18 protein-coding genes are annotated in these 18,009 nt (G+C 69.8%); 7 read left to right on the top strand and 11 right to left on the bottom strand.

Annotated elements, in window-relative coordinates; genetic code table 11:
* Positions 1-31 precede the first annotated feature (31 nt).
* The 3 genes from AB0B82_RS28870 to AB0B82_RS28860 are packed head-to-tail and all read right to left on the bottom strand — an operon-like array spanning position 32 to position 2,570.
* Complete coding sequence (locus AB0B82_RS28870; protein WP_360175296.1) at positions 32-523, bottom strand: methylated-DNA--[protein]-cysteine S-methyltransferase; 492 nt, start codon at positions 521-523, stop codon at positions 32-34.
* Positions 520-1,074, bottom strand: coding sequence for a GNAT family N-acetyltransferase (locus AB0B82_RS28865; RefSeq protein WP_360175293.1), 555 nt, complete (start codon positions 1,072-1,074; stop codon positions 520-522). Before AB0B82_RS28865 ends, AB0B82_RS28870 begins: the two co-directional genes overlap by 4 nt.
* Positions 1,071-2,570, bottom strand: coding sequence for an AlkA N-terminal domain-containing protein (locus AB0B82_RS28860; RefSeq protein WP_360175290.1), 1,500 nt, complete (start codon positions 2,568-2,570; stop codon positions 1,071-1,073). The genes AB0B82_RS28865 and AB0B82_RS28860 overlap by 4 nt, the downstream gene beginning before the upstream one ends.
* Before the next feature lie 120 nt (positions 2,571-2,690).
* Between AB0B82_RS28860 and AB0B82_RS28855 the strand changes: the two genes are divergently transcribed.
* The 3 genes from AB0B82_RS28855 (at position 2,691) to AB0B82_RS28845 (ending at position 7,366) form a co-directional block, all read left to right on the top strand.
* Positions 2,691-3,431, top strand: a complete 741-nt coding sequence (locus tag AB0B82_RS28855; RefSeq protein ID WP_360175287.1) for an SDR family oxidoreductase — start codon at positions 2,691-2,693, stop codon at positions 3,429-3,431.
* 222 nt (positions 3,432-3,653) lie between these two features.
* Positions 3,654-4,658 (top strand): LacI family DNA-binding transcriptional regulator, encoded by a 1,005-nt coding sequence (locus tag AB0B82_RS28850; protein WP_360175284.1) that lies wholly within the window; start codon positions 3,654-3,656, stop codon positions 4,656-4,658.
* A 41-nt stretch (positions 4,659-4,699) separates the two neighbouring features.
* On the top strand, positions 4,700-7,366 hold the full coding sequence (locus tag AB0B82_RS28845) for a glycogen debranching protein (protein WP_360175281.1): 2,667 nt from the start codon (positions 4,700-4,702) through the stop codon (positions 7,364-7,366).
* Positions 7,367-7,792: 426 nt separating this feature from the next.
* On the opposite strand, the gene AB0B82_RS28840 is transcribed toward AB0B82_RS28845, so the two are convergent.
* From AB0B82_RS28840 to AB0B82_RS28810, 7 genes are all read right to left on the bottom strand, one after another.
* On the bottom strand, positions 7,793-8,557 hold the full coding sequence (locus AB0B82_RS28840; RefSeq protein ID WP_360175278.1) for a hypothetical protein: 765 nt from the start codon (positions 8,555-8,557) through the stop codon (positions 7,793-7,795).
* A complete protein-coding gene (locus AB0B82_RS28835) occupies positions 8,557-9,447 on the bottom strand; it encodes an ABC transporter ATP-binding protein (RefSeq protein ID WP_360175275.1) in 891 nt (296 codons plus the stop codon). Before AB0B82_RS28835 ends, AB0B82_RS28840 begins: the two co-directional genes overlap by 1 nt.
* Positions 9,447-9,806 (bottom strand): GntR family transcriptional regulator, encoded by a 360-nt coding sequence (locus AB0B82_RS28830; protein WP_360175272.1) that lies wholly within the window; start codon positions 9,804-9,806, stop codon positions 9,447-9,449. The genes AB0B82_RS28835 and AB0B82_RS28830 overlap by 1 nt, the downstream gene beginning before the upstream one ends.
* 176 nt (positions 9,807-9,982) lie before the next feature.
* On the bottom strand, positions 9,983-10,681 hold the full coding sequence (locus tag AB0B82_RS28825; protein WP_360175269.1) for an aminotransferase class IV: 699 nt from the start codon (positions 10,679-10,681) through the stop codon (positions 9,983-9,985).
* Between the two features lie 37 nt (positions 10,682-10,718).
* Positions 10,719-12,077: an aminodeoxychorismate synthase component I gene (gene pabB / locus AB0B82_RS28820; RefSeq protein ID WP_360175266.1), complete on the bottom strand. Its 1,359-nt coding sequence runs from the start codon at positions 12,075-12,077 to the stop codon at positions 10,719-10,721.
* Positions 12,078-12,104: 27 nt separating this feature from the next.
* A complete protein-coding gene (locus tag AB0B82_RS28815) occupies positions 12,105-12,884 on the bottom strand; it encodes a methyltransferase domain-containing protein (RefSeq protein WP_360175263.1) in 780 nt (259 codons plus the stop codon).
* 90 nt (positions 12,885-12,974) lie between these two features.
* The gene (locus AB0B82_RS28810) at positions 12,975-13,679 is read right to left on the bottom strand and encodes a metal-dependent transcriptional regulator (RefSeq protein ID WP_360175260.1); all 705 of its coding nucleotides are present in this window, start codon (positions 13,677-13,679) and stop codon (positions 12,975-12,977) included.
* Between the two features lie 60 nt (positions 13,680-13,739).
* Here AB0B82_RS28810 and AB0B82_RS28805 point away from each other — a divergent pair, with 60 nt between their 5' ends.
* The 4 genes from AB0B82_RS28805 (at position 13,740) to AB0B82_RS28790 (ending at position 17,538) form a co-directional block, all read left to right on the top strand.
* A complete protein-coding gene (locus tag AB0B82_RS28805) occupies positions 13,740-15,050 on the top strand; it encodes a deoxyribodipyrimidine photo-lyase (RefSeq protein ID WP_360175257.1) in 1,311 nt (436 codons plus the stop codon).
* A gap of 171 nt (positions 15,051-15,221) precedes the next feature.
* Positions 15,222-15,614 carry a GntR family transcriptional regulator gene (locus AB0B82_RS28800; RefSeq protein ID WP_165549724.1) on the top strand — a complete coding sequence of 131 codons (393 nt, stop codon included), beginning with the start codon at positions 15,222-15,224 and terminating at the stop codon, positions 15,612-15,614.
* Complete coding sequence (locus AB0B82_RS28795) at positions 15,614-16,492, top strand: ABC transporter ATP-binding protein (RefSeq protein ID WP_360175254.1); 879 nt, start codon at positions 15,614-15,616, stop codon at positions 16,490-16,492. The genes AB0B82_RS28800 and AB0B82_RS28795 overlap by 1 nt, the downstream gene beginning before the upstream one ends.
* Positions 16,489-17,538 (top strand): ABC transporter permease, encoded by a 1,050-nt coding sequence (locus tag AB0B82_RS28790; RefSeq protein WP_360175251.1) that lies wholly within the window; start codon positions 16,489-16,491, stop codon positions 17,536-17,538. The genes AB0B82_RS28795 and AB0B82_RS28790 overlap by 4 nt, the downstream gene beginning before the upstream one ends.
* On the opposite strand, the gene AB0B82_RS28785 is transcribed toward AB0B82_RS28790, so the two are convergent.
* Entirely contained in the window at positions 17,504-17,875 is a 372-nt protein-coding gene (locus AB0B82_RS28785) for a hypothetical protein (RefSeq protein WP_360175343.1), read from the bottom strand. The two genes, AB0B82_RS28790 and AB0B82_RS28785, sit on opposite strands and share 35 nt — an antisense overlap.
* Positions 17,876-18,009: the final 134 nt, after the last annotated feature.

The raw sequence follows: 18,009 nt of genomic DNA, 5'->3' as shown, positions 1-18,009 counted from the left end.
TTCTTGGATCAGCGTGCGTCGGACCAGGTCCTCATCCAGTGAGCAGCTCTTGCCCGCGCTCGAGATCGAGGAGGGTCTTCTTCCGGTCGAGACCGCCCGCGTACCCGGTGAGGCTGCCGGTCGACCCCAGCAGCCGATGGCACGGGACGATGATGCTGATCGGGTTCTTCCCGTTCGCCAGCCCCACCGCGCGGGCGGACCGCGGTGTCAGACCGAGCGTCTCCGCGAGCGCGCCGTACGTCGACGTGACGCCGTACGGGATGTCCAGCAACGCGGTCCACACTGTGCGCTGGAATGGCGTACCGACGAGGTGCAGCGGTACGTCGAACGTGGTGCGGCTGTGGTGGAAGTACTCGTCGAGCTGTTCCGCGACCGCGGGCAGCGCGGCGTCGTCACGGTCGCCGAAGCGCGCCGGTTCGGGGCGGTAGCGCTGGCCGTCGAGGTACAGGCCGATGAGCTCACCCGCGTCGTTTCCGACCAGCGTGAGCGGGCCGAGCGGACTGTCGACGACGGCGTACGTCACCGGGTGGATTCCCACTGCGGGCGAGTGATTCGGTACAGCACGTGGCGGCGGAGGGGGTTGCCCGGCTCGATCCGCGGGTGATCGAAGTCGCCGGCCTCGTCGGGCACCATCCCGATGCGCTGCATGACCCGCTGCGACGGCAGGTTCGTGGTCGTGGTGAACGAGAGGATCTCGTCGAACCCGGCCTGCTCGAACCCGTACGCCAGCGCCGCCCGCGCCGCCTCGGTCGCGTACCCGTTGCCCCAGGCACCTTTCGCGAGCCGCCAGCCGATCTCGACGCCGGGCAGGAACGGCGCCTCGAAGCCTGGGACGTTGAGGCCGGTGAAACCGATGAACTCACCGGTCGCGCGGACCTCCAGGGCCCACCAGCCCCAGCCGCGTTCGTCGATCGCGGCTCGCACCATGTCGACGAAGGCGTCGCTCTGCTCGCGGGTCATCAGCGCCGGGAAGTGCTCCATCACCGCCGGGTCCGCGCCCATCGCGGCGAACGGTTCGCGGTCGGATTCCCGCCAGTTCCGCAGCAGCAGCCGGTCGGTGGTCAGGTCGGTCACGATGCCTCCGGAATCCTGTTGATCGGATGGTCGCCAGTGGCCCACAGGTACTGCACGGCGTACGCACGCCACGGTCGCCAGGCACGGGCATGCCGGACGAGCAGTTTGGGGGCTTCGGGCAAGCCTAGGTCCCGGGCGGCGTACCGGATACCGAGATCGCTGGCCACGAACGCGTCCGGGTCGCCGAGCGCGCGCATCGCGATCGACTCGACAGTCCACGGGCCGATCCCCGGCAGCGCCGACAGTTGCTCTCTCGCCCGGTCCCAGTCGGCGCCGGCGCCCAGGTCGATCTCACCCGCCGCGAGCGTGGCGATCAGCGTCGTGAGCGTCGTACGGCGGGACTTCGGGAACGCGAGCGTCTCCGGGTCGAGCTCGGTCAACGCCTGCATCGTCGGGAAGAGGTGGGTGAGGCCACCGGCCGGGTCGTCGATGGGCTCGCCGTACTGCAGCACCAGCCGGTGCGCGTGGGTGCGAGCGGCGGCGGTCGACACCTGCTGGCCGAGGACGGCGCGGACGGCGAACTCCTCACCGTCGACGGTGTGCGGGACACGCCGGCCGGGCGCTTTCGCGATGAGTGGCGCCAGTACCGGGTCCTGGGCGAGCAGGTCGTCCACGGCGACCGGGTCGGCGTCGAGGTCGAGCATCCGGCGGCAGCGGCTGATCGCGATCGCGAGGTCACGCTGGTCGGTGAGCGAGAGCTGACAGGCGATGTGGTCGGGCATCGGCTTCAGGGCGACGACGCCGTGGCCGTGCGGGAGGCGGAGCGTCCGGCGGTACTGGCCGTCGCGCCACTCCTCCACACCCGGAACGCCGGTCGCGATCAAATGGCCGAACAGGTTGTCCGGCGTCAGCGGCGCGCGGAACGGCAGCCGGAGCGAGATCGTGCCCGGCGCGGTCGTCGTGACCCCACGTCGTGCGCGGCGGCGGAGCTCCGTCGGCGGGAGCGCGAAGACCTCCTGGACGGTCTCGTTGAAGGTGCGCACGCTGGAGAAGCCGGCGGCGAACGCGACGTCCGCCATCTGCAGGTCACTCGTCTCGATCAGCAGCCGCGCGGTCTGGGCTCGTTGAGCCCTGGCGAGGGCGAGCGGTCCGGCACCGAGCTCGGCCTGGAGCTGACGCTGCACCTGACGAACGCTGTACCCGAGCTGCGCGGCCAGCCCCGGTACGCCGTCGCGATCGACGACGCCGTCGGCGATCAACCGCATCGCCCGAGCGACCAGGTCGGCGCGATCGTTCCACTCAGGCGACCCCGGGCTGGCGTCCGGCCGGCACCGCTTGCAGGCCCGGAACCCGGCCTGCTGGGCAGCGGCCGCGCTCGGGTAGAAGCGCATGTTCTCGACCTTCGGCGGCACCACCGGACAACTCGGCCGGCAGTAGATCTTCGTCGTCAGCACCGCCGTGAAGAACCACCCGTCGAACCGCGCGTCCTTGGACTGCACGGCCCGGATGCATCGCTCCCTGCACTCGTACACGCCCTCCAGCATCCCTGCCGCCACCGACCGTGGCTAGCGGATTTGCGACATGGAGGTGGAGGGCCGGTCGCGGGAATGCGACGCGAGGATCCGGTGGCGGATTCTCGCCAGCGTCGGCCGATCCGGGCCGCTGGACTGGAAGACATGAACGAACTGATTGGCAAGAAGGCCCTGGTGACCGGCGGCAGCCGCGGGATCGGCGCGGCGACGGCGGTGGCGCTCGCGGAGCGCGGAGCGGACGTCGCAATCACGTACAACTCGTCCGCGGACGCCGCTGCCGCGGTGCTGAAGGAGATCGAGGCACTCGGGCGGCGCGGGTTCGCGTACGCCGTCGACTCGGGTGCTGCGGGCGCGGTCGCGGACGGCGTCCGCCGGGCCGCGGAATCCCTGGGCGGACTGGACATCCTGGTCAACAACGCGGGCGTCGGCGCGATCGCCCCGATCACCGATCTCACACCGCAGGACGTCGACCGCGTGCTCGCCGTGAACATCCGGGGCGTGTACGCCGCCACGCAGGCCGCCGTACCGCTGCTGTCCGACGGGGCCCGCCTGATCCACCTGGGCAGCTGCGCGGCCGCGCGCGTGACGAGCCCCGGGATGACGCTGTACGCGATGAGCAAGGCAGCGCTGGTGGGCCTGAGCAAGGCACTCGCCCGCGAGCTCGGCGCGCGCAACATCACGTCCAACGTCATCCAGCCCGGCCCCACCGACACCGACATGAACCCGTCCGACGGCCCGTTCGCGGCGCCCCAGATCGCCGACCTGGCCCTCGACCGCTTCGGCACCCCCGCCGAGGTGGCCGCCGCGGTCGCCTACCTGGCGGGCCCGCAGGCGGCGTACATCACCGGCACCGAACTGACCATCGACGGCGGCCACACCGCCTGATCCGGCCGACGTGGTGGACGAGCCGGGCGTTCTGAGTCACCGGCGTGCCATCTGGACAGGACGTGTAGGTCTGCCCGGGGTGGGTGCACGCCTGGGGCAGCGCGGCGAGGCGTGCTCGACGCGGAGACCTCCTGTTGAGATTGCACGCGGACCGTTGACACGGAAGCCGGGAGTGGAGAGACTGCGGGTGTTTTAACGTTCAAAACCCCGGTGGAGGTTGCTGTGGCTACCTTGAAGCAGGTTGCCGCTCACGCCGAGGTCTCCGTGCAGACGGTGTCGAACGCGCTGAACGCCCCGCACCGCCTCCGCCCGGACACCCTCGAGCGGGTGAACCGCTCGATCGAGCTGCTCAACTACCGGCCCAATCGTAACGCCCGCAGTCTGCGCACCAGCGCGGTCGAGCTGATCGGGTACTGCGTTCCCGACTGGCCGAACCAGACGCACCTGGTGATGGACCAGTTCCTGCACGCCCTGTGCGCCGCCGCGGAACGCACCGGCCGGCACATCCTGCTGTTCACCGCACCCGGCGGCGTCGACGGGATGCCGACGTACGACGACCTGCACGCGCGTCGTCTGGTCGACGGGTTCGTGCTGTCGCAGACCGAGACGCACGACCCGCGGCACGGCTGGCTGAAGGAACGCAAGATCCCGTTCGTCAGCTTCGGCCGGGTGTGGAAGGAGTCCGAACAGCCCGGTCCGTGGGTGGACGTCGACGGCGCGACCGGCTCCGCGGCCGCGGTCCGGCACCTGTACGAGACCGGTCGCCGCCGGATCGCCTTCCTCGGCTGGCCGAAGTCGTCCGGGCTGGGCGAGGACCGCGCCGGCGGCTGGCGTGCCGCGTGCCAGGAACTCGGGCTGCCGACCACCGGACTGGCCGTGCGCTGCCGTCAGGACACCATCGAGGACGGCGCCCGCGCCACCGCGCGGCTGCTCGACTCCGGTCGCGAGGTCGACGGCATCGTTGCCCTGAGCGACATTCTCGCCCTCGGTGCGCTCCGCGAGCTGAACCGTCGCGGCCGCACACCCGGCCGCGACGTCGGCGTCACCGGCTTCGACGACTCGCCGCTCGCCGAGGTCGTCTCCCCCGGGCTGACCAGCCTGCGGCAACCGATGGACGAGATCGCCGACGAGCTGATCACGATCCTGACCGGTCCCGCGGACGGCGCACCGGCCGAATGTCTGCTGCAACCCGAACTGGTGATCAGGGGCAGCTCGGCCCCTGGCTGATGCCGGCGCTTCTGCACGGGCGCCGAGAAGGAGGAACCGCCATGACTCCACATCCGACCGACCGAAGTACCGCACCGCCGCCCCGAAGCAGGCGGGTACGCCGGACCGCCGGCGTCACCGTTCTCGCCACCACGACCATCCTCGCCGGCACCGCCTCCGCGCTCGCCGGCCCCACCGCCGCGCCGGCCACGCCCCAAACACCGACTGCTCGGCAAGCACCGGCCGCCGGCGCGCCCGAGCTCTCCGAGACCACGCGCCTGGCCGACCGCCGGTCGCTGGTCGTCGGCGACCGTGCCTACGCGATGGGCGACGAGACCGGCCTCTACCCCGCCGCCGGCTGGCACGTGCGCGGCGAAATGGGCGGCTTCTGGTCGCAGCCGATCAAGCTCCTCGACGGCATCTGGTTCAACGTCGACGGCGCCTGGCTCGGCAAGGACCAGCCGGCCGCGAAGTACACCAGCGGCCACGGCTACAGCCGTATCGACTACCCCGGTGACGTGACGGTCCGCCGTACCGACTTCGTCCCGGACGGCGTTCGCGCCACCCTCGTCGGACTCACGCTCAACTCGAGTACGGCGAAGACCGTCAAGCTCGACGTCGACGCTCACTCCGAGCTGATGCAGCCGTACCCGTGGGACTGGACGACGCCGAACGCCACCGACGCCAACCTCCCGGACACCGGCGACTTCACCGGCGGCGCGCTGCGCTTCCGCGAGCAGGGCACCCCGTCGTACCCGAACGCGTCCGCCCACGACTTCGCCGCGTTCGTCGGATCGTCCCTGCGTCCGACGAGTCACCAGCTCGGTCCGGACCACCGCGGGCCACAGGACCCCTCAGTGATCTGCCCGGCGAGCGGTACGACGCCCGCGCGCTGCGACGACTCGCTCGCCGGCAAGGGTACGGGCGGCCGGCTGACGTACGACGTACCGCTGAAGGCCGGCCAGTCGACGACGATCTGGTTCGCCGTGGCCGGATCGGACCAGGGCAACCGCGCCGCCGAACGCGAGTACGGCAGGGCCCTGCGCAACCCGGAGCAGTTGCTGCGGGCAAAGACCGCGGACCGCAAGGAAATCGGCGCTCGGTCGATGGTGGACCTGCCTGGTGACCGTCTGCTGCAGCAGAGCGTCGAGTGGAGCAAGCAGAACCTCGCGGACTCCGTGCAGGAGGCCCGCAACCTGCAGATCCGGGACGTCAACGAAGGCAAGGACTACCCGGCTCCGGTCGGCACCGTCCCGGTCGCGCGCTGGTTCGGCGCCGGCTGGCCGGACTACCCGTGGCTGTTCGCGACCGACGGCGAGTACACCGCGTTCGCGGCCGTGGCCGCCGGTCAGTTCGACACCGTAAAGGAGCACCTGCGTGCGCTCCGCGACGTGAGCGATCGCTTGAACAACCGCAGCGGCAAGGTCGCGCACGAGGTGACCCCGACCGGTGACGTGTACTTCGGATCGAACCAGAGCGCCGGCAACACCGACGAGACGGTGAAGTTCCCGAGTACGGTCGCACTGCTGTGGCGGTGGACGGGTGACAACCGGTTCCGTGACGAGATGTACGACTTCAGTGTCCGGAACCTGCAGTACGTGTACCGCGAGCTCGACCAGGACCGCGACGGCTGGCCCGAGGGTCTGGCGAACGTCGAGCGCGCCGGCATGGGTGAGGAGAAGCTCGACAGCACCGTGTACCTGGCCCGTGGACTGCGGGACCTGGCCGACCTGGCCGCATCCAAGCACGACACGTTGGTGCAGCAGTGGGCGACCAGCCGCGCCACCGACCTCGAGTCGCGGTTCGAGAGCCAGTGGTGGGTACCGCAGGCGAAGGGGTACGCCGATTCGGTCGACGATCCGGCCGACCCAGCGAACGACAACACGCCGATCTTCCAGCGCCATTGGATCGGGGTCACGCCGATGGAGGCGATGCTGAAGCGTCCGGGCGGAACGTCGCCGCTGGCGTCCGCGGAGCACGGAAACATCGCACTTGAGCAGCGGGAAACCTCTTGCTACACAGGAGAGTTCGGCCTCTACCACACCGGCACCGGGCCGACGTCGGCCGACGGCGGCAACCGCGGCGACACGTGCGACCCGGTGGTTTCCCAGGTGCAGAGCGAGCGCGCGATCTTCGGGCTGAACACGTCGATCATGGCTGTTGCCGAGGGCAACTTCGGGCGGCTGGGCCGGGATCAGCAGCAGCGCTACACCACCGGCAACGCCCGGATCCAGCTGGATCCGTCGGTGTGGGAACTGCCCGGCGCGATGCCGGAGATCGCCCCGTCACCGGACTCCCCGGCGAACATCGGCCGGCCGTTCTACGACCGTTCGATGGCGCTGCAGGCCTGGGGCGCGTACGGGATTCTCTGGCCGGTCGTCCACCAGCAGCTCGGCGTCGATCCCGATCTCGGGCACCGGCGGCTGGCCGTCGTACCGCAGCTGCCGGACGGCCAGCAGAAGATTGCCGGACGCAACATCAAGGTCGGCCATGGAGCGGTGGATGTGTCGGCAACCCTTGAAAACAAGGCGTTGCGGACCGCAGTGACCGCGAACGGGGTCGGCGCGGCCGTCACCGTCGGCGCCGTCCTGCCGGCCGGGGCGAGTGTTCGCAGCGTGGCGGTCAACGGCCGCACGGCGACGTACGAGCTCGTCACGACCAGCCGCGGGACGGAGGTTCGGGTCCCAGCTCGCGGAGCGCACACGGAGCTGACGATCACCCTGAGGTGAATCGGCACCGACGCCGGCCGGATGCGTGCACCAGCGCGCACCGGCCGGCGTCGGCATGTGTCGGTGGCGCGGTCGGCGTTACGGCACTACTCCGTCTTGAAACGGCAGGAAAAAGCGGGCCCCTCCGAGTATGAGCCGGAGGGGCCCGCACAGCTGAAGGAAGGTGACGTCTCCAGCTTCCCGAAGCGGATCCGTGGTGGCCGGCAGACCCCGTCACCGGTCTACCTCGGTGGGGATCCCCACCGCAAAGGGCCCTCGGTTTCCGTTCGACCCGCCACTCCGAGAGGAGCAACGTGTCGACATTTTTACCGCTGTCCGACGAACGGCACAAGGCTTTTCGGAGAACAGTTTTCGTCGTCCACAGTGTTCCCGCGAACCATCCACAGAATCGGTCCGAGTTATACACACCCCCTGTGCATAACTCGCTCAGCCCTTCGGTGGTTTCACCGCCATCGGCAGCAGCATGCGGTACCCGGCGTACAGACCGAGGGCACTCGCCAAGACCACCGACGGCACGGCGACTGCGAGTGGCGGACGCTGGTACCCGAGGTTGTCGAGGCCGTCCGCGAGCCACTGCGCGACGAGCAGGAACTCGGCCGCCACGGCCGGCAGCAGGGCCAGCGGCAGCATCATGATCCCGCGCCACGACCCGAACCGGAGGAAGGCGATCCCGACCAGCCAGCCGGCCACCTCGTGCGACAGGATCAGCAGGAAGAACTCGGCGAAGATCAGTCCGGCCTGCGTCGTGTCGGTGAACAAGTGGTTGTTCGTCAGCTTGTCCGGCCAGCCGGCCGCGCTGTAGAGCAAACGCTCGCCCTGGTACATCAGCACCCAGAGCAGCGCGGAGGCGGCCGCCGCGCCGATCAGATAGATGCCAGCGGCAACTGAGAACATCCGGCGGGTGATGCCTTGCGTTACCAGCAAGGCGAAACAGGCCGGAGCGACCGTGACGCCGAGCGCCATCGAGAAGTACTTCGGCGATTGCGTCCCGTAGTCCCAGGCGCTGCTGCTGACGCCGTCGACCAGGAGCTGGAGCAGCAAGCCGCCGAAGAACAGCGCGACGACCATCACGATCCAGTAGCCCAGCAGCATCGGCCGGAGCGCGGCCGTCACCGCCCACAGCGAACTCTTCAGCCGGCGAAAGTCCGTGGCCTCGCGCGGCAGAGCCGGTGACTTGATCGCGGTGCTCATCACTTGGCTCCCGTCAGGTGGACGAACAGGTCCTGCAGGCCGACCGGACCGATCTCGAGACCGGCTGCGGTCGCCTGTGCGCGGAGCGCGGGGTCGAGGTCGCCGAGGACCGTGGTCGACTTGGTGCCGCCGAGCCGCTCCTCCGCGAGCACCGTGAACCCGGCAGTGAATTCGTCGACCGCCGCGGCCGGGCCGACGACCGAGGCGCCGCGACCGCGCAGCGCGTCCACCGGCGACTGCGTGACCAGCCGGCCACGGTCGAGGATCACGACCTCCTCGAGCATCGTGCTGACCTCGCTGACCAGGTGCGTCGACAAGACGATCGTGCGCGGCACCTCGGCGTAATCCGCGAGCAGAACGTCGTAGAACAGGTTCCGCGACGGGACGTCCATCCCGAGGTAGCTCTCGTCGAAGATCGTCAGCGGCGCGCGGCTCGCCAGCCCGATCACCACACCGAGCGCGGACTTCTTACCGCGGGAGAGCTTCTGGATCTTCTGGTTCACCGGGACCTCGAAGCGGTCCAGGAGGTCGGCGGCCAGCTCGGCGTCCCAGTACGGGCGTAGCGCGGCGGCGAGACCGAGTGCGTACTTGACGGGTACGGCGTCCGGGCGGTCACCGGACTCGCGGATCAGGCAGACGCGGCTCGTCACGACGGCGTTCTCGTACGGCTCCTGTGCCGCGCCGAGATCGCCGCCCTCGATCAGGACCCGTCCCTCGTCGGGCCGCCGGAATCCGGCCAGGACCGCAGCGAGCGTGCTCTTGCCGGAGCCGTTGCGGCCCAGCAGGCCATGGATCTTCCCGGGGGCCAGTCGGAGGTCGAGCCGGTCCAGCGCGGGCACGCCGGCGAACCGGACCGAGACGTTCTCGGTGCGCACAGTCAGGGCGCTCATCAGGCGTCTCCGTAGGTGCGGAGGTGCTGGACGATCTCCGGCAGCGGGATGCCGATCGCCTTCGCCTCACGGATCATCGGATCGACCACCTCGGCGAAGAACGAGTCACGCCGGTTGGTCCGCAGCAGGTCGCGGGCGTTCGGCGCGACGAACATCCCGATCCCCCGCTTCTTGTAGAGGATGCCCTCGTCGACCAGCTGGGCGAAGCCCTTCGCCGCGGTCGCCGGGTTGATCCGGTAGAAGGCGGCGTACTGGTTCGTCGACATCACCTGCTCGTCCTCGGCCAGGGCGCCGGTGACGATGTCGTTCTTGATCTGCTCGGCGATCTGCAGATAGATCGGGCTGCGGTCGTCGAACACCGCCCACCCCTTCCTTGGTTCACTACCCCAGTAACGAACCATAGCGGCACGGAGGGTTCATCCTCCCCGTCGCCGGGATCCGCGCTGCGTACCCCCAGGTATGCAGAAGTGCCGTTTTGGGGCCTGAAAGCGCCGGTTCAGGCGGGTTCTGCATTCCTGGAGGTACGCCCAGGTGGTTACGGGAGGGGTGCAGCCAAGGCGGTGAGGTGGGATTGCCAGGAGGTGGACAGGGAGTTGGGGAGCGGGTCGATCGGGGAATCGGCCCAGGCGTGAATGGGGCGGATGCCGTGCAGGGCGTTCAGGAGCCAGGCCTCGGTGGTGTTGCGGAGGGCCTCCGGGGTGATCGGGCGCTCCGCGGTTTCGACGCCTTGGCCGGCGGCGATTCGGCGCAGAAGTTGAGCGGTGACCGACGGGAGGATCGGGCGATCGGATTCGGGGAAGCAGAGGATGTCGCCGTCCCACCAGGCGACCGCGGAGTACGCCGCCTCGAGGACCGTGCCGTCGGTGTCGAGCAGGAGGATCTCGTCGGCGCGGTCGGCCGCGGAGGCCTTGAGTTTGCCGAGCAGTTCGAGGTCGGGGCCCTTCACCCGGGGCGCCGCGCGCGGATCGGGTCCGTCGTGGACGACGACACGAAGCCGCCCACCGATCGGCGGCGCCGGCCGTAGCTGCACGGCGAGCTCACCGGAGATCCGGAGCTCGAACCGCGGAAACCACCGCCCGATCCCGGGCATCCGCCCGAGCTGCTCGTCCCAGAACCGTTCCGCGTCCACGCCCGCCGCGGCACACGACCGAACGAACCGTTCCCGATGCAGCTCCGTCCCCCGAACCTTGCCATCAGCAACCAAGAACGAGTCGGCCACCAGCAATTCCGTCACTTCCCCACCCTTCGACAAGCACCAGCCGGTATCGGTATCAGTCGGTCGACCCGCCCCCGACGGCCGATCGGGCCTTCAGCACCATTTCGTCGTACTCGGCCTCCGGGTCGGAGTCGAGGACGATGGCTCCGCCGGCCCCGACGACGGTGGCGTCGGGGGTCAGGACGGCGGTCCGGATGACGACGCTCAGTTCGGCGCGGCCGTCGACGGTCAGGTAGCCGAGCGCGCCCGAGTACACCCCGCGCGCGCTGGATTCGAGTTCGTCGATGATCTCCATCGTGCGGATCTTCGGCGCCCCGGTCATCGACCCGGGCGGGAAGCAGGCGCGGACGGCGTCCACCGCGGAGACCCCGGAGCGCAGCCGCCCGCGCACCGTGGTCACCAACTGGTGCATCGTGCGGTAGCTCTCGACCTGCATCAGCTGCGGTACGGTCACCGTTCCGGGCACGCTGACGCGGCCGAGGTCGTTGCGGATCAGGTCGACGATCATCAGGTTCTCGGCGCGGGTCTTGTCGTCCTCGGCGAGCGCCTTCGCGGCGAGCTGGTCCTGCGCCGGGTCCAGGTCACGCGGCGCGGTGCCCTTGATCGGGCGGCACTCGGCCCACCCGTCGCGGTCGACGGTGAGGAAGCGCTCCGGCGACGAACTGGCGACCGCCAGCGAGCCATGCCGAAGGAACGCGGCGTACGGCGCCGGATTCGTCGACCGCTGCCACCGGAAGAACTCGAACGCGTCAGGCACCGCGGGCAACCGCACCCGATTGGTCAGGTTGACCTCATAGGTCTGCCCAGCCTCCAGCTCGGAGAGGACCCGGGCGATCCGGGCGAGGTACGTCGCCCGGTCCTGCTCGAGATGCGCCTCGATGTCGAGCCGCGCGATCGCCGGGGCGTCGACGCTTCGCAACCACCACGCGGAGGCACTCGCCGTCGCCCGGTCGAGCCAGTCCTCCCCGGCCCCGGGTTCGTCGAGCGCGACGAAGTACGTCAGGTCGCGGTCGTGGTCGATCACGACGAACCGGTTCGCCCAGATCCACAGCGCGTCCGGCGTCGCCGCCTCGTGCGCGACGACTCCCCCGGTCAGCGCCTTCAGTTCGTACCCGAAGTACCCGACGTACCCACCGCAGAAGAGCCCTTCCAGCTCGGCCGGTGGCTCGGCAGCACGATCCGCGAGCAACGCGTTCAGCTCGGCGAAGACATCCCCGTCGGCGACGTCGCGGATCAGCACCGAGGCGGAGTCGCCGAGCGTGGTCCCGAGCACGGAGACGCGACGCGGCGCGCGGTCGGTCAGGCTGCCGTCGAGCCAGAACGCGACCGGCTCGGCGGCCAGCAGCTCACGGTAGACCGTCTCACCGTCCAGCGCCCCGTCGAGCTTCCGGACGGACCAGTGCAGCGCGCTCACCAGCACACGGTACCGGCCCGGCGGCGGTCACGACGTGGCGAGCGCCACCTTGGTCCGCATCGCGGTGATCCGGCGGATCGGGATCGCGACCTCGAGGCCGTCCTTGGCCTCAGCGCGGTCCGCGAGCCAGGCCGCGGCGGTCTCCCGGCGCGCATCCGGCGTCCCCGGGAGGTAGAGCGCGTTCACCAGCCGGGTGGCGTCCGCACGACTGCGCACCAGGTACACGTACCGCTCGCGCTGGCTCTCCATCACGTCGAACCCGGCGTGCTTCAACTGGTCCTTCAACTCGTTGATCTCACCGCCGGCCGGGAACTGCGGCGTCGACCGCAGTCGCGTCGCCAGACCGCTCAACGTGCGGATGTCGCCGCGCCGCAGCGGCCGGACGGCGGGCACGATCGCGGCCAGTACGCCGCCGCGCCGCAGCACCCGCGCCGCCTCGGCGAGCACCTCGGGCAGCGGCTGCAGGATGGCCAGGCCCATCGAGCAGGTGACGACGTCGAAGACCTCGTTCGCGAACGGCAGCCGCAGCGCCTCCGCCTGCACCTTCGGACCGGGCGCGCCCGCGAGCTGCGCGGCGTTGTTGTCGACACCAACGACCCACCGCCCGTACAGCTCCCGCGCGACCGGACCGTTGCCGCAGGCGAGATCGAGCACCCGCCGCGCCTCACCGGAGACGGCACGGACGAGCCAGCGGTACGGCGTGTGGTCGCCGGCCACCGCACGCGACAGCAACGCCTCGGTGCTGCCCGGGGTGGCGGTGTGGAACTCCCGCAGGTACTGCGGCCAATCGACAGGATTCTCAGACATTGCGGCCCGACGCTACCCGCAGTGCACCCGACGTACCGCATCGGGTGCGCAGCGTTAACGTAGAGTTGAAGTACTCCCGAGGTCCAGAATTCAGACCCGGCTGACGAAGATGTGCCCGGCGGTCTCGTCGCTGATCACGCCGCCGGCCTCACGGCTGCCGACCAGGACGCCCTCGGCGTCCAGCGTGGAGTCGACCTCGCGCCCCGGCAGCGCGCCGGCCCGGCGCAGCACCGCCATCGCGCCGTCGTCGGTCTGCACCGGCTCCGCGATCCGCCGCACCAGCACCCGCACGCTCGCGCCGGTGGCGGCGTCGAGGACCTTGTCGAGCGGCTCCACACCGATCCGGAAGTCGCCGATGTCGCTGACCGCGCGGTCCTGCTGCAGCTCCTCCAGGCCCGGAATCGGGTTCCCGTACGGCGATTCGGTCGGGTTGCCGAGCAACTGGAGCAGGCGGCGCTCGACCGCGTCGCTCATCACGTGCTCCCAGCGGCAGGCCTCGGCGTGCACGTCCTCCCACTCCAGCCCGATGACGTCGACGAGCAACCGTTCCGCCAGCCGGTGCTTGCGCATCACCCGGACCGCCTGCTTGCGACCGACCTCGGTGAGCTCCAGGTGGCGGTCCCCCTCCACCCTGATCAGACCGTCGCGTTCCATCCGCGCGACCGTCTGACTGACCGTCGGGCCGGACTGGTGCAACCGCTCGGCGATCCGCGCCCGCAGCGGCACGATGCCTTCTTCTTCCAGCTCGTAAACGGTCCGCAGGTACATCTCGGTGGTATCGATCAGGTCGCTCACGACAACCATTCTCACCTATTGAGGCAACCCTTACCCAATGCGCCTGGGTACCGGGGACCTGTGAACACCTCGATCATGTGGTTCCGCAGAGACCTTCGGCTGGCCGATAACCCCGCACTTCTGGACGCGGTGACAGCCGGCGACGGGCGTGTCCTCGGGCTGTTCGTCCTCGATCCGTTGCTCTGGGATCGCTCCGGCGACCGGCGGCGCGGGCACCTGGCCGCGTCGTTGCGCAGTCTGTCCGCGGCGATGAACGGCCGACTGGTCGTCCGCACGGGCGATCCGGCCGCGGTCGTCCCCGCGGTCGCGGCGGAGGCCGACGTAGCGAGCGTTCACATCGCGGCGGACTACGCGCCGTACGGCGAGCGTCGCGATCAAGAAGTTGAAGGCGCACTGAGTTGCCTGCTGGTGCGCACCGGGTCGCCGTACGCGATCGCGCCCGGGCGGGTCCGCAACCAGCAGGGCAACTCCTACCTGGTGTTCACGCCGTACTTCAAGGCGTGGCAGGCGCACGGTTGGCGCGGTCCTGTCGCAGCCCCCTCGAAGGTGACGTGGGTGCGCGCGGACAGCGATGAACTCCCGGACAGCGACGTGGACGGTGCTGGTGAACAGGCAGCGCTCAAGCAGTGGCATGCCTATCTGGACACCGTCCGCGAGTACGCCGACCACCGCGACCGCCCCGACCTCGACAGCACTTCACGGATGTCGATCCCGTTGAAGTACGGGGAAATCCATCCGCGGACGATGCTCTCGGAGCTGTCCCGCCTGCGCAGTGACGGCGCGCAGGCGTACGCTCGGGAGCTCGCCTGGCGCGAGTTCTGCGCGGATCTGCTGGCCCGCAACCCGGACGCCGCCTGGAAACCGCTGCGGTCCGAGTTCGAGCGGATGCAGTACGACGAACCGGACGAGCAGTTCGACGCGTGGTGCGCGGGGCGTACCGGTTTCCCGCTCGTCGACGCGGGGATGCGGCAACTCGCCGAGAGCGGGTTCATGCACAACCGGGTGCGGATGGTGGTCGCGTCGTTCCTGGTGAAGGACCTGCACATCCACTGGAAGCACGGCGCCCGCTGGTTCATGCAGTCGCTGCGGGACGGCGACATCGCCTCGAACTCACTGAACTGGCAGTGGGTGGCCGGCTGCGGCGCGGACGCCTCGCCGTACTTCCGCGTCTTCAACCCGGTCGGCCAGGGGCTCAAGTTCGATCCGGACGGCGCCTATGTACGTCGCTGGGTCCCGCAACTGCGGCACCTGGACGGAAAGGCCGCGCACGAACCGTGGAAACACGGCGGCGCCGAGGGTTACCCCGAGCCGATCGTCGACCACGCCGAAGCCCGCCTCGAAGCCCTCCGCCGCTACGAAGCCATCCGCTGAGGCGGATCTCCAGCACTCACCAACCACCCATTGACGGCCGCTTCCACGCTCGGCTGAGCGTGGCAGAGCGGTGCCGACGCCCGTTGGTGGGTGGTGGAGATCCGCCGGCTCTTGACGCCCGCCAACCTTGTACATCTATAGTGCTAGTTACCTAGATGAATGGGGTAACGGATGATCGAGTTTCATCTGGACGGCCGGTCGGGGGTCTCGCCGTACCAGCAGATCGTTCAGCAGGTCCGGAACGCGTTGCGGCTCGGACTGTTGCGGGAGGGCGACCAGCTACCGACGGTGAAGGACGTGGTGGCCGCGTTGGCGATCAACCCGAACACCGTGCTGAAGGCGTACCGCGAGCTCGAGCACGAAGGGCTCGTGCAGGCGCGCCCCGGGCGGGGCACGTTCGTCACCCGCACGCTGACCGACAACACCCTCGCCGCCCACGGCCCGCTGCGCCAGGATCTGCGCCGCTGGCTGGCGAAGGCGCGGAAAGCAGGCCTCGACGACGAGAGCATCGAGGCGCTGTTCCTGACCACCTTTCGGTCCGCCGCTCAAGAGGACATAGCGTGATGAGCACGGTGATGCAGGCCCACGGGCTGGGCAAGAGGTACGGGCGGCGCTGGGCGCTGACCGATTGCGATCTGGAGGTCCCGGCCGGGCACGTGGTCGGGCTGGTCGGGCCGAACGGCGCCGGCAAGAGCACCCTGCTGAACCTGTCGGTGGGCATGCTGACACCGACGGCCGGATCCGTCGAGGTCCTCGGCGCGCCCGCCGGAACACAGCAGGCCAAGGTCGGGTACGTCGCACAGGACACGCCGACGTACGCCCGGCTCAGCGTGGCCGACCACCTGCGCCTGGGCGCCCGGCTCAACCCGGCGTGGGACGCCTCGGTGGCCGAGCAACGCATCCGGGACGTCGGACTCGATCCGAAGCAGCGCGCCGGCCGGCTGTCCGGCGGTCAACGCGCGCAGCTCGCGCTCACGCTCGGGCTGGCCAAACGTCCCGACCTGCTGATCCTCGACGAGCCGGTGGCGGCGCTCGATCCGCTCGCGCGGCGCGAGTTCCTGCAGGACCTGATGGAGGCGGTCGCCGAGCAGGAGCTCAGCGTCATCCTGTCCTCGCATCTGGTCTCCGACGTGGAACGCGCCTGCGATTACCTCGTCGTCCTGGTCGATTCACGGGTCCAGGTCAGTGGCGAGATCGACACGCTGCTGGCGACGCACTTCCGGTTGACCGGTCCGCGGCGTGACCCGAAGGACCTGCCCCGCGACCAGCACGTCGTGTCCGCGAGTCACACCGACCGGCAGTCGACGTACCTGATCCGGACCGACCAGCCGATCCTGGATCCGGCGTGGACGGTCACCCAACTCACGCTCGAGGACCTGGTCCTCGCCTACATGGGCCGCGACGTCCGGCCGGCCCGCCCGGTGCTGGAGGTGCAGCGATGATCTGGCTGACCTGGCGACAGTTCCGCGTCCAGTTCCTGGTGGTCGCCGCCGTCGCGCTCGCTGCGACGGTCGTTCTCGCCGTGACCGGTCCCGGCCTGCTCGACGACTCCCGGCGACTCAGCGACGGCTTCCTGCAGTACCTCGGCGCGCAACGCCTGGTACCGGCGTTGTACATCGTCGGCCAGGCTCTTTTGTACGCCGTACCGCCGGTCGTCGGCGCCTTCTGGGGCGCACCGCTGATCGCCCGCGAACTCGAGACCGGCACCCATCGCCTGGTGTGGGCACAGAGCATCTCGCGGTGGCGGTGGCTCGCCACCAAGATCGCGTTCACCGGGCTCGCGGCGATCGCGGTCACCGCTGTGCTCAGTGCCGCGGTGACGTGGTGGGCCGATCCGGTCGACGACGCGGTCACCGCCGGCCAGAACTCGAACACGTACCTGCCGCGACTCTTCCCCGCCGTGTTCTCGGCGCGCGGCCCGGTGCCGGTCGGGTATGCGGCCTTCGCGTTCGCGCTCGGTGTCGCGCTCGGTCTGGTGATCCGCCGGACGTTGATCGCGGTCGCCGTCACGCTCGCGGTGGTGATTTTGGTGCAGGCGCTGACACCGACCTTCGTCCGGCAACATCTGCTGACGCCGACGGAGAAGACGGTCGTCGCGACGGCGGACAATCTCCGGGGGTTCCTGATCGACGGGCCAGGGGCCGACGCCAACGTGCTGCGGATGGAGGTCGGGACGGGCGTCGCCGGTGCCTGGCGGGTGTCCGAGGAGACCATCGACAAGTCCGGGCAGGTGGTCGAGCAGTTCCCGGGCTGGGTCATCGAGTGCGAGCCCGGGCCGCCGCCCGGCGTCCAGCGCGCAGCTGAGCCGAACCCGAAGAGCGCGGCCTGTTTCCAGCGCCTGGCCGACGAGGGATACCACCAGAAGGTCCGCTACTTCGGCCCGGATGCGTTCTGGTCGTTGCAGTGGCGCGAGTTCGGTTTGTTCCTTGGGCTCGCGGTGTTGCTGACCGGGTTCAGTTTCTGGCGGATCCGGCGCGACCTGTCGTGACTTTGCGGACCACCACGGCCGCGGCGAGGACGACCGCGGCCGTGACCGCCGACCTCCACGGCAGAGTGACCGCGAGGACGACGCAGCCGATCAGGCCGAGCACGTTCACCGCGCGCGGCCAGCGACGCCGGCCGGCCGGCTGGGTGAAGGCGGAGGCATTCGCGATCGCGTAGTACAGCAGAACACCGAACGACGAGAAGCCGATCACGCCGCGCAGATCGGTCGTGAGCACGAGGATCCCCACCACCACGGCGAGTGCGAGCTCGGCGTGGTGCGGGACCTGGTAGCGAGGATGGACAGCGGCCAGCCACGTGGGCAGGTCGCGGTTGCGAGCCATGGCCAGGGCAGTACGGCCGACGCCCGCGATCAGTGCGAGCAGGTCGCCAAGGCCGAGAGCGCGGTCGCGGGGAAGGTGGCGGTGAAGCGCAACCGGTTCATCAAGCTCACCGGCACCACCAAATCGGTCAACCG

The sequence above is a fragment of the Kribbella sp. NPDC048915 genome (assembly GCF_040649595.1).
Classification (GTDB): Bacteria; Actinomycetota; Actinomycetes; order Propionibacteriales; family Kribbellaceae; genus Kribbella.
The sequence above is the reverse complement of the archived record's forward strand: the minus strand, read 5'-3'. Positions and strand labels throughout refer to the sequence as shown.

Coding starts and splice junctions, on each gene's coding strand:
- AB0B82_RS28835 (WP_360175275.1), bottom strand. CDS start 9,447: ATGAGCGCCCTGACTGTGCGCACCGAGAACGTCTCGGTCCGGTTCGCC.
- AB0B82_RS28815 (WP_360175263.1), bottom strand. CDS start 12,884: ATGTCTGAGAATCCTGTCGATTGGCCGCAGTACCTGCGGGAGTTCCAC.
- AB0B82_RS28795 (WP_360175254.1), top strand. CDS start 15,614: ATGAGCACGGTGATGCAGGCCCACGGGCTGGGCAAGAGGTACGGGCGG.
- AB0B82_RS28785 (WP_360175343.1), bottom strand. CDS start 17,875: ATGGCTCGCAACCGCGACCTGCCCACGTGGCTGGCCGCTGTCCATCCT.
- AB0B82_RS28800 (WP_165549724.1), top strand. CDS start 15,222: ATGATCGAGTTTCATCTGGACGGCCGGTCGGGGGTCTCGCCGTACCAG.
- AB0B82_RS28845 (WP_360175281.1), top strand. CDS start 4,700: ATGACTCCACATCCGACCGACCGAAGTACCGCACCGCCGCCCCGAAGC.
- AB0B82_RS28790 (WP_360175251.1), top strand. CDS start 16,489: ATGATCTGGCTGACCTGGCGACAGTTCCGCGTCCAGTTCCTGGTGGTC.
- AB0B82_RS28840 (WP_360175278.1), bottom strand. CDS start 8,557: ATGAGCACCGCGATCAAGTCACCGGCTCTGCCGCGCGAGGCCACGGAC.
- AB0B82_RS28855 (WP_360175287.1), top strand. CDS start 2,691: ATGAACGAACTGATTGGCAAGAAGGCCCTGGTGACCGGCGGCAGCCGC.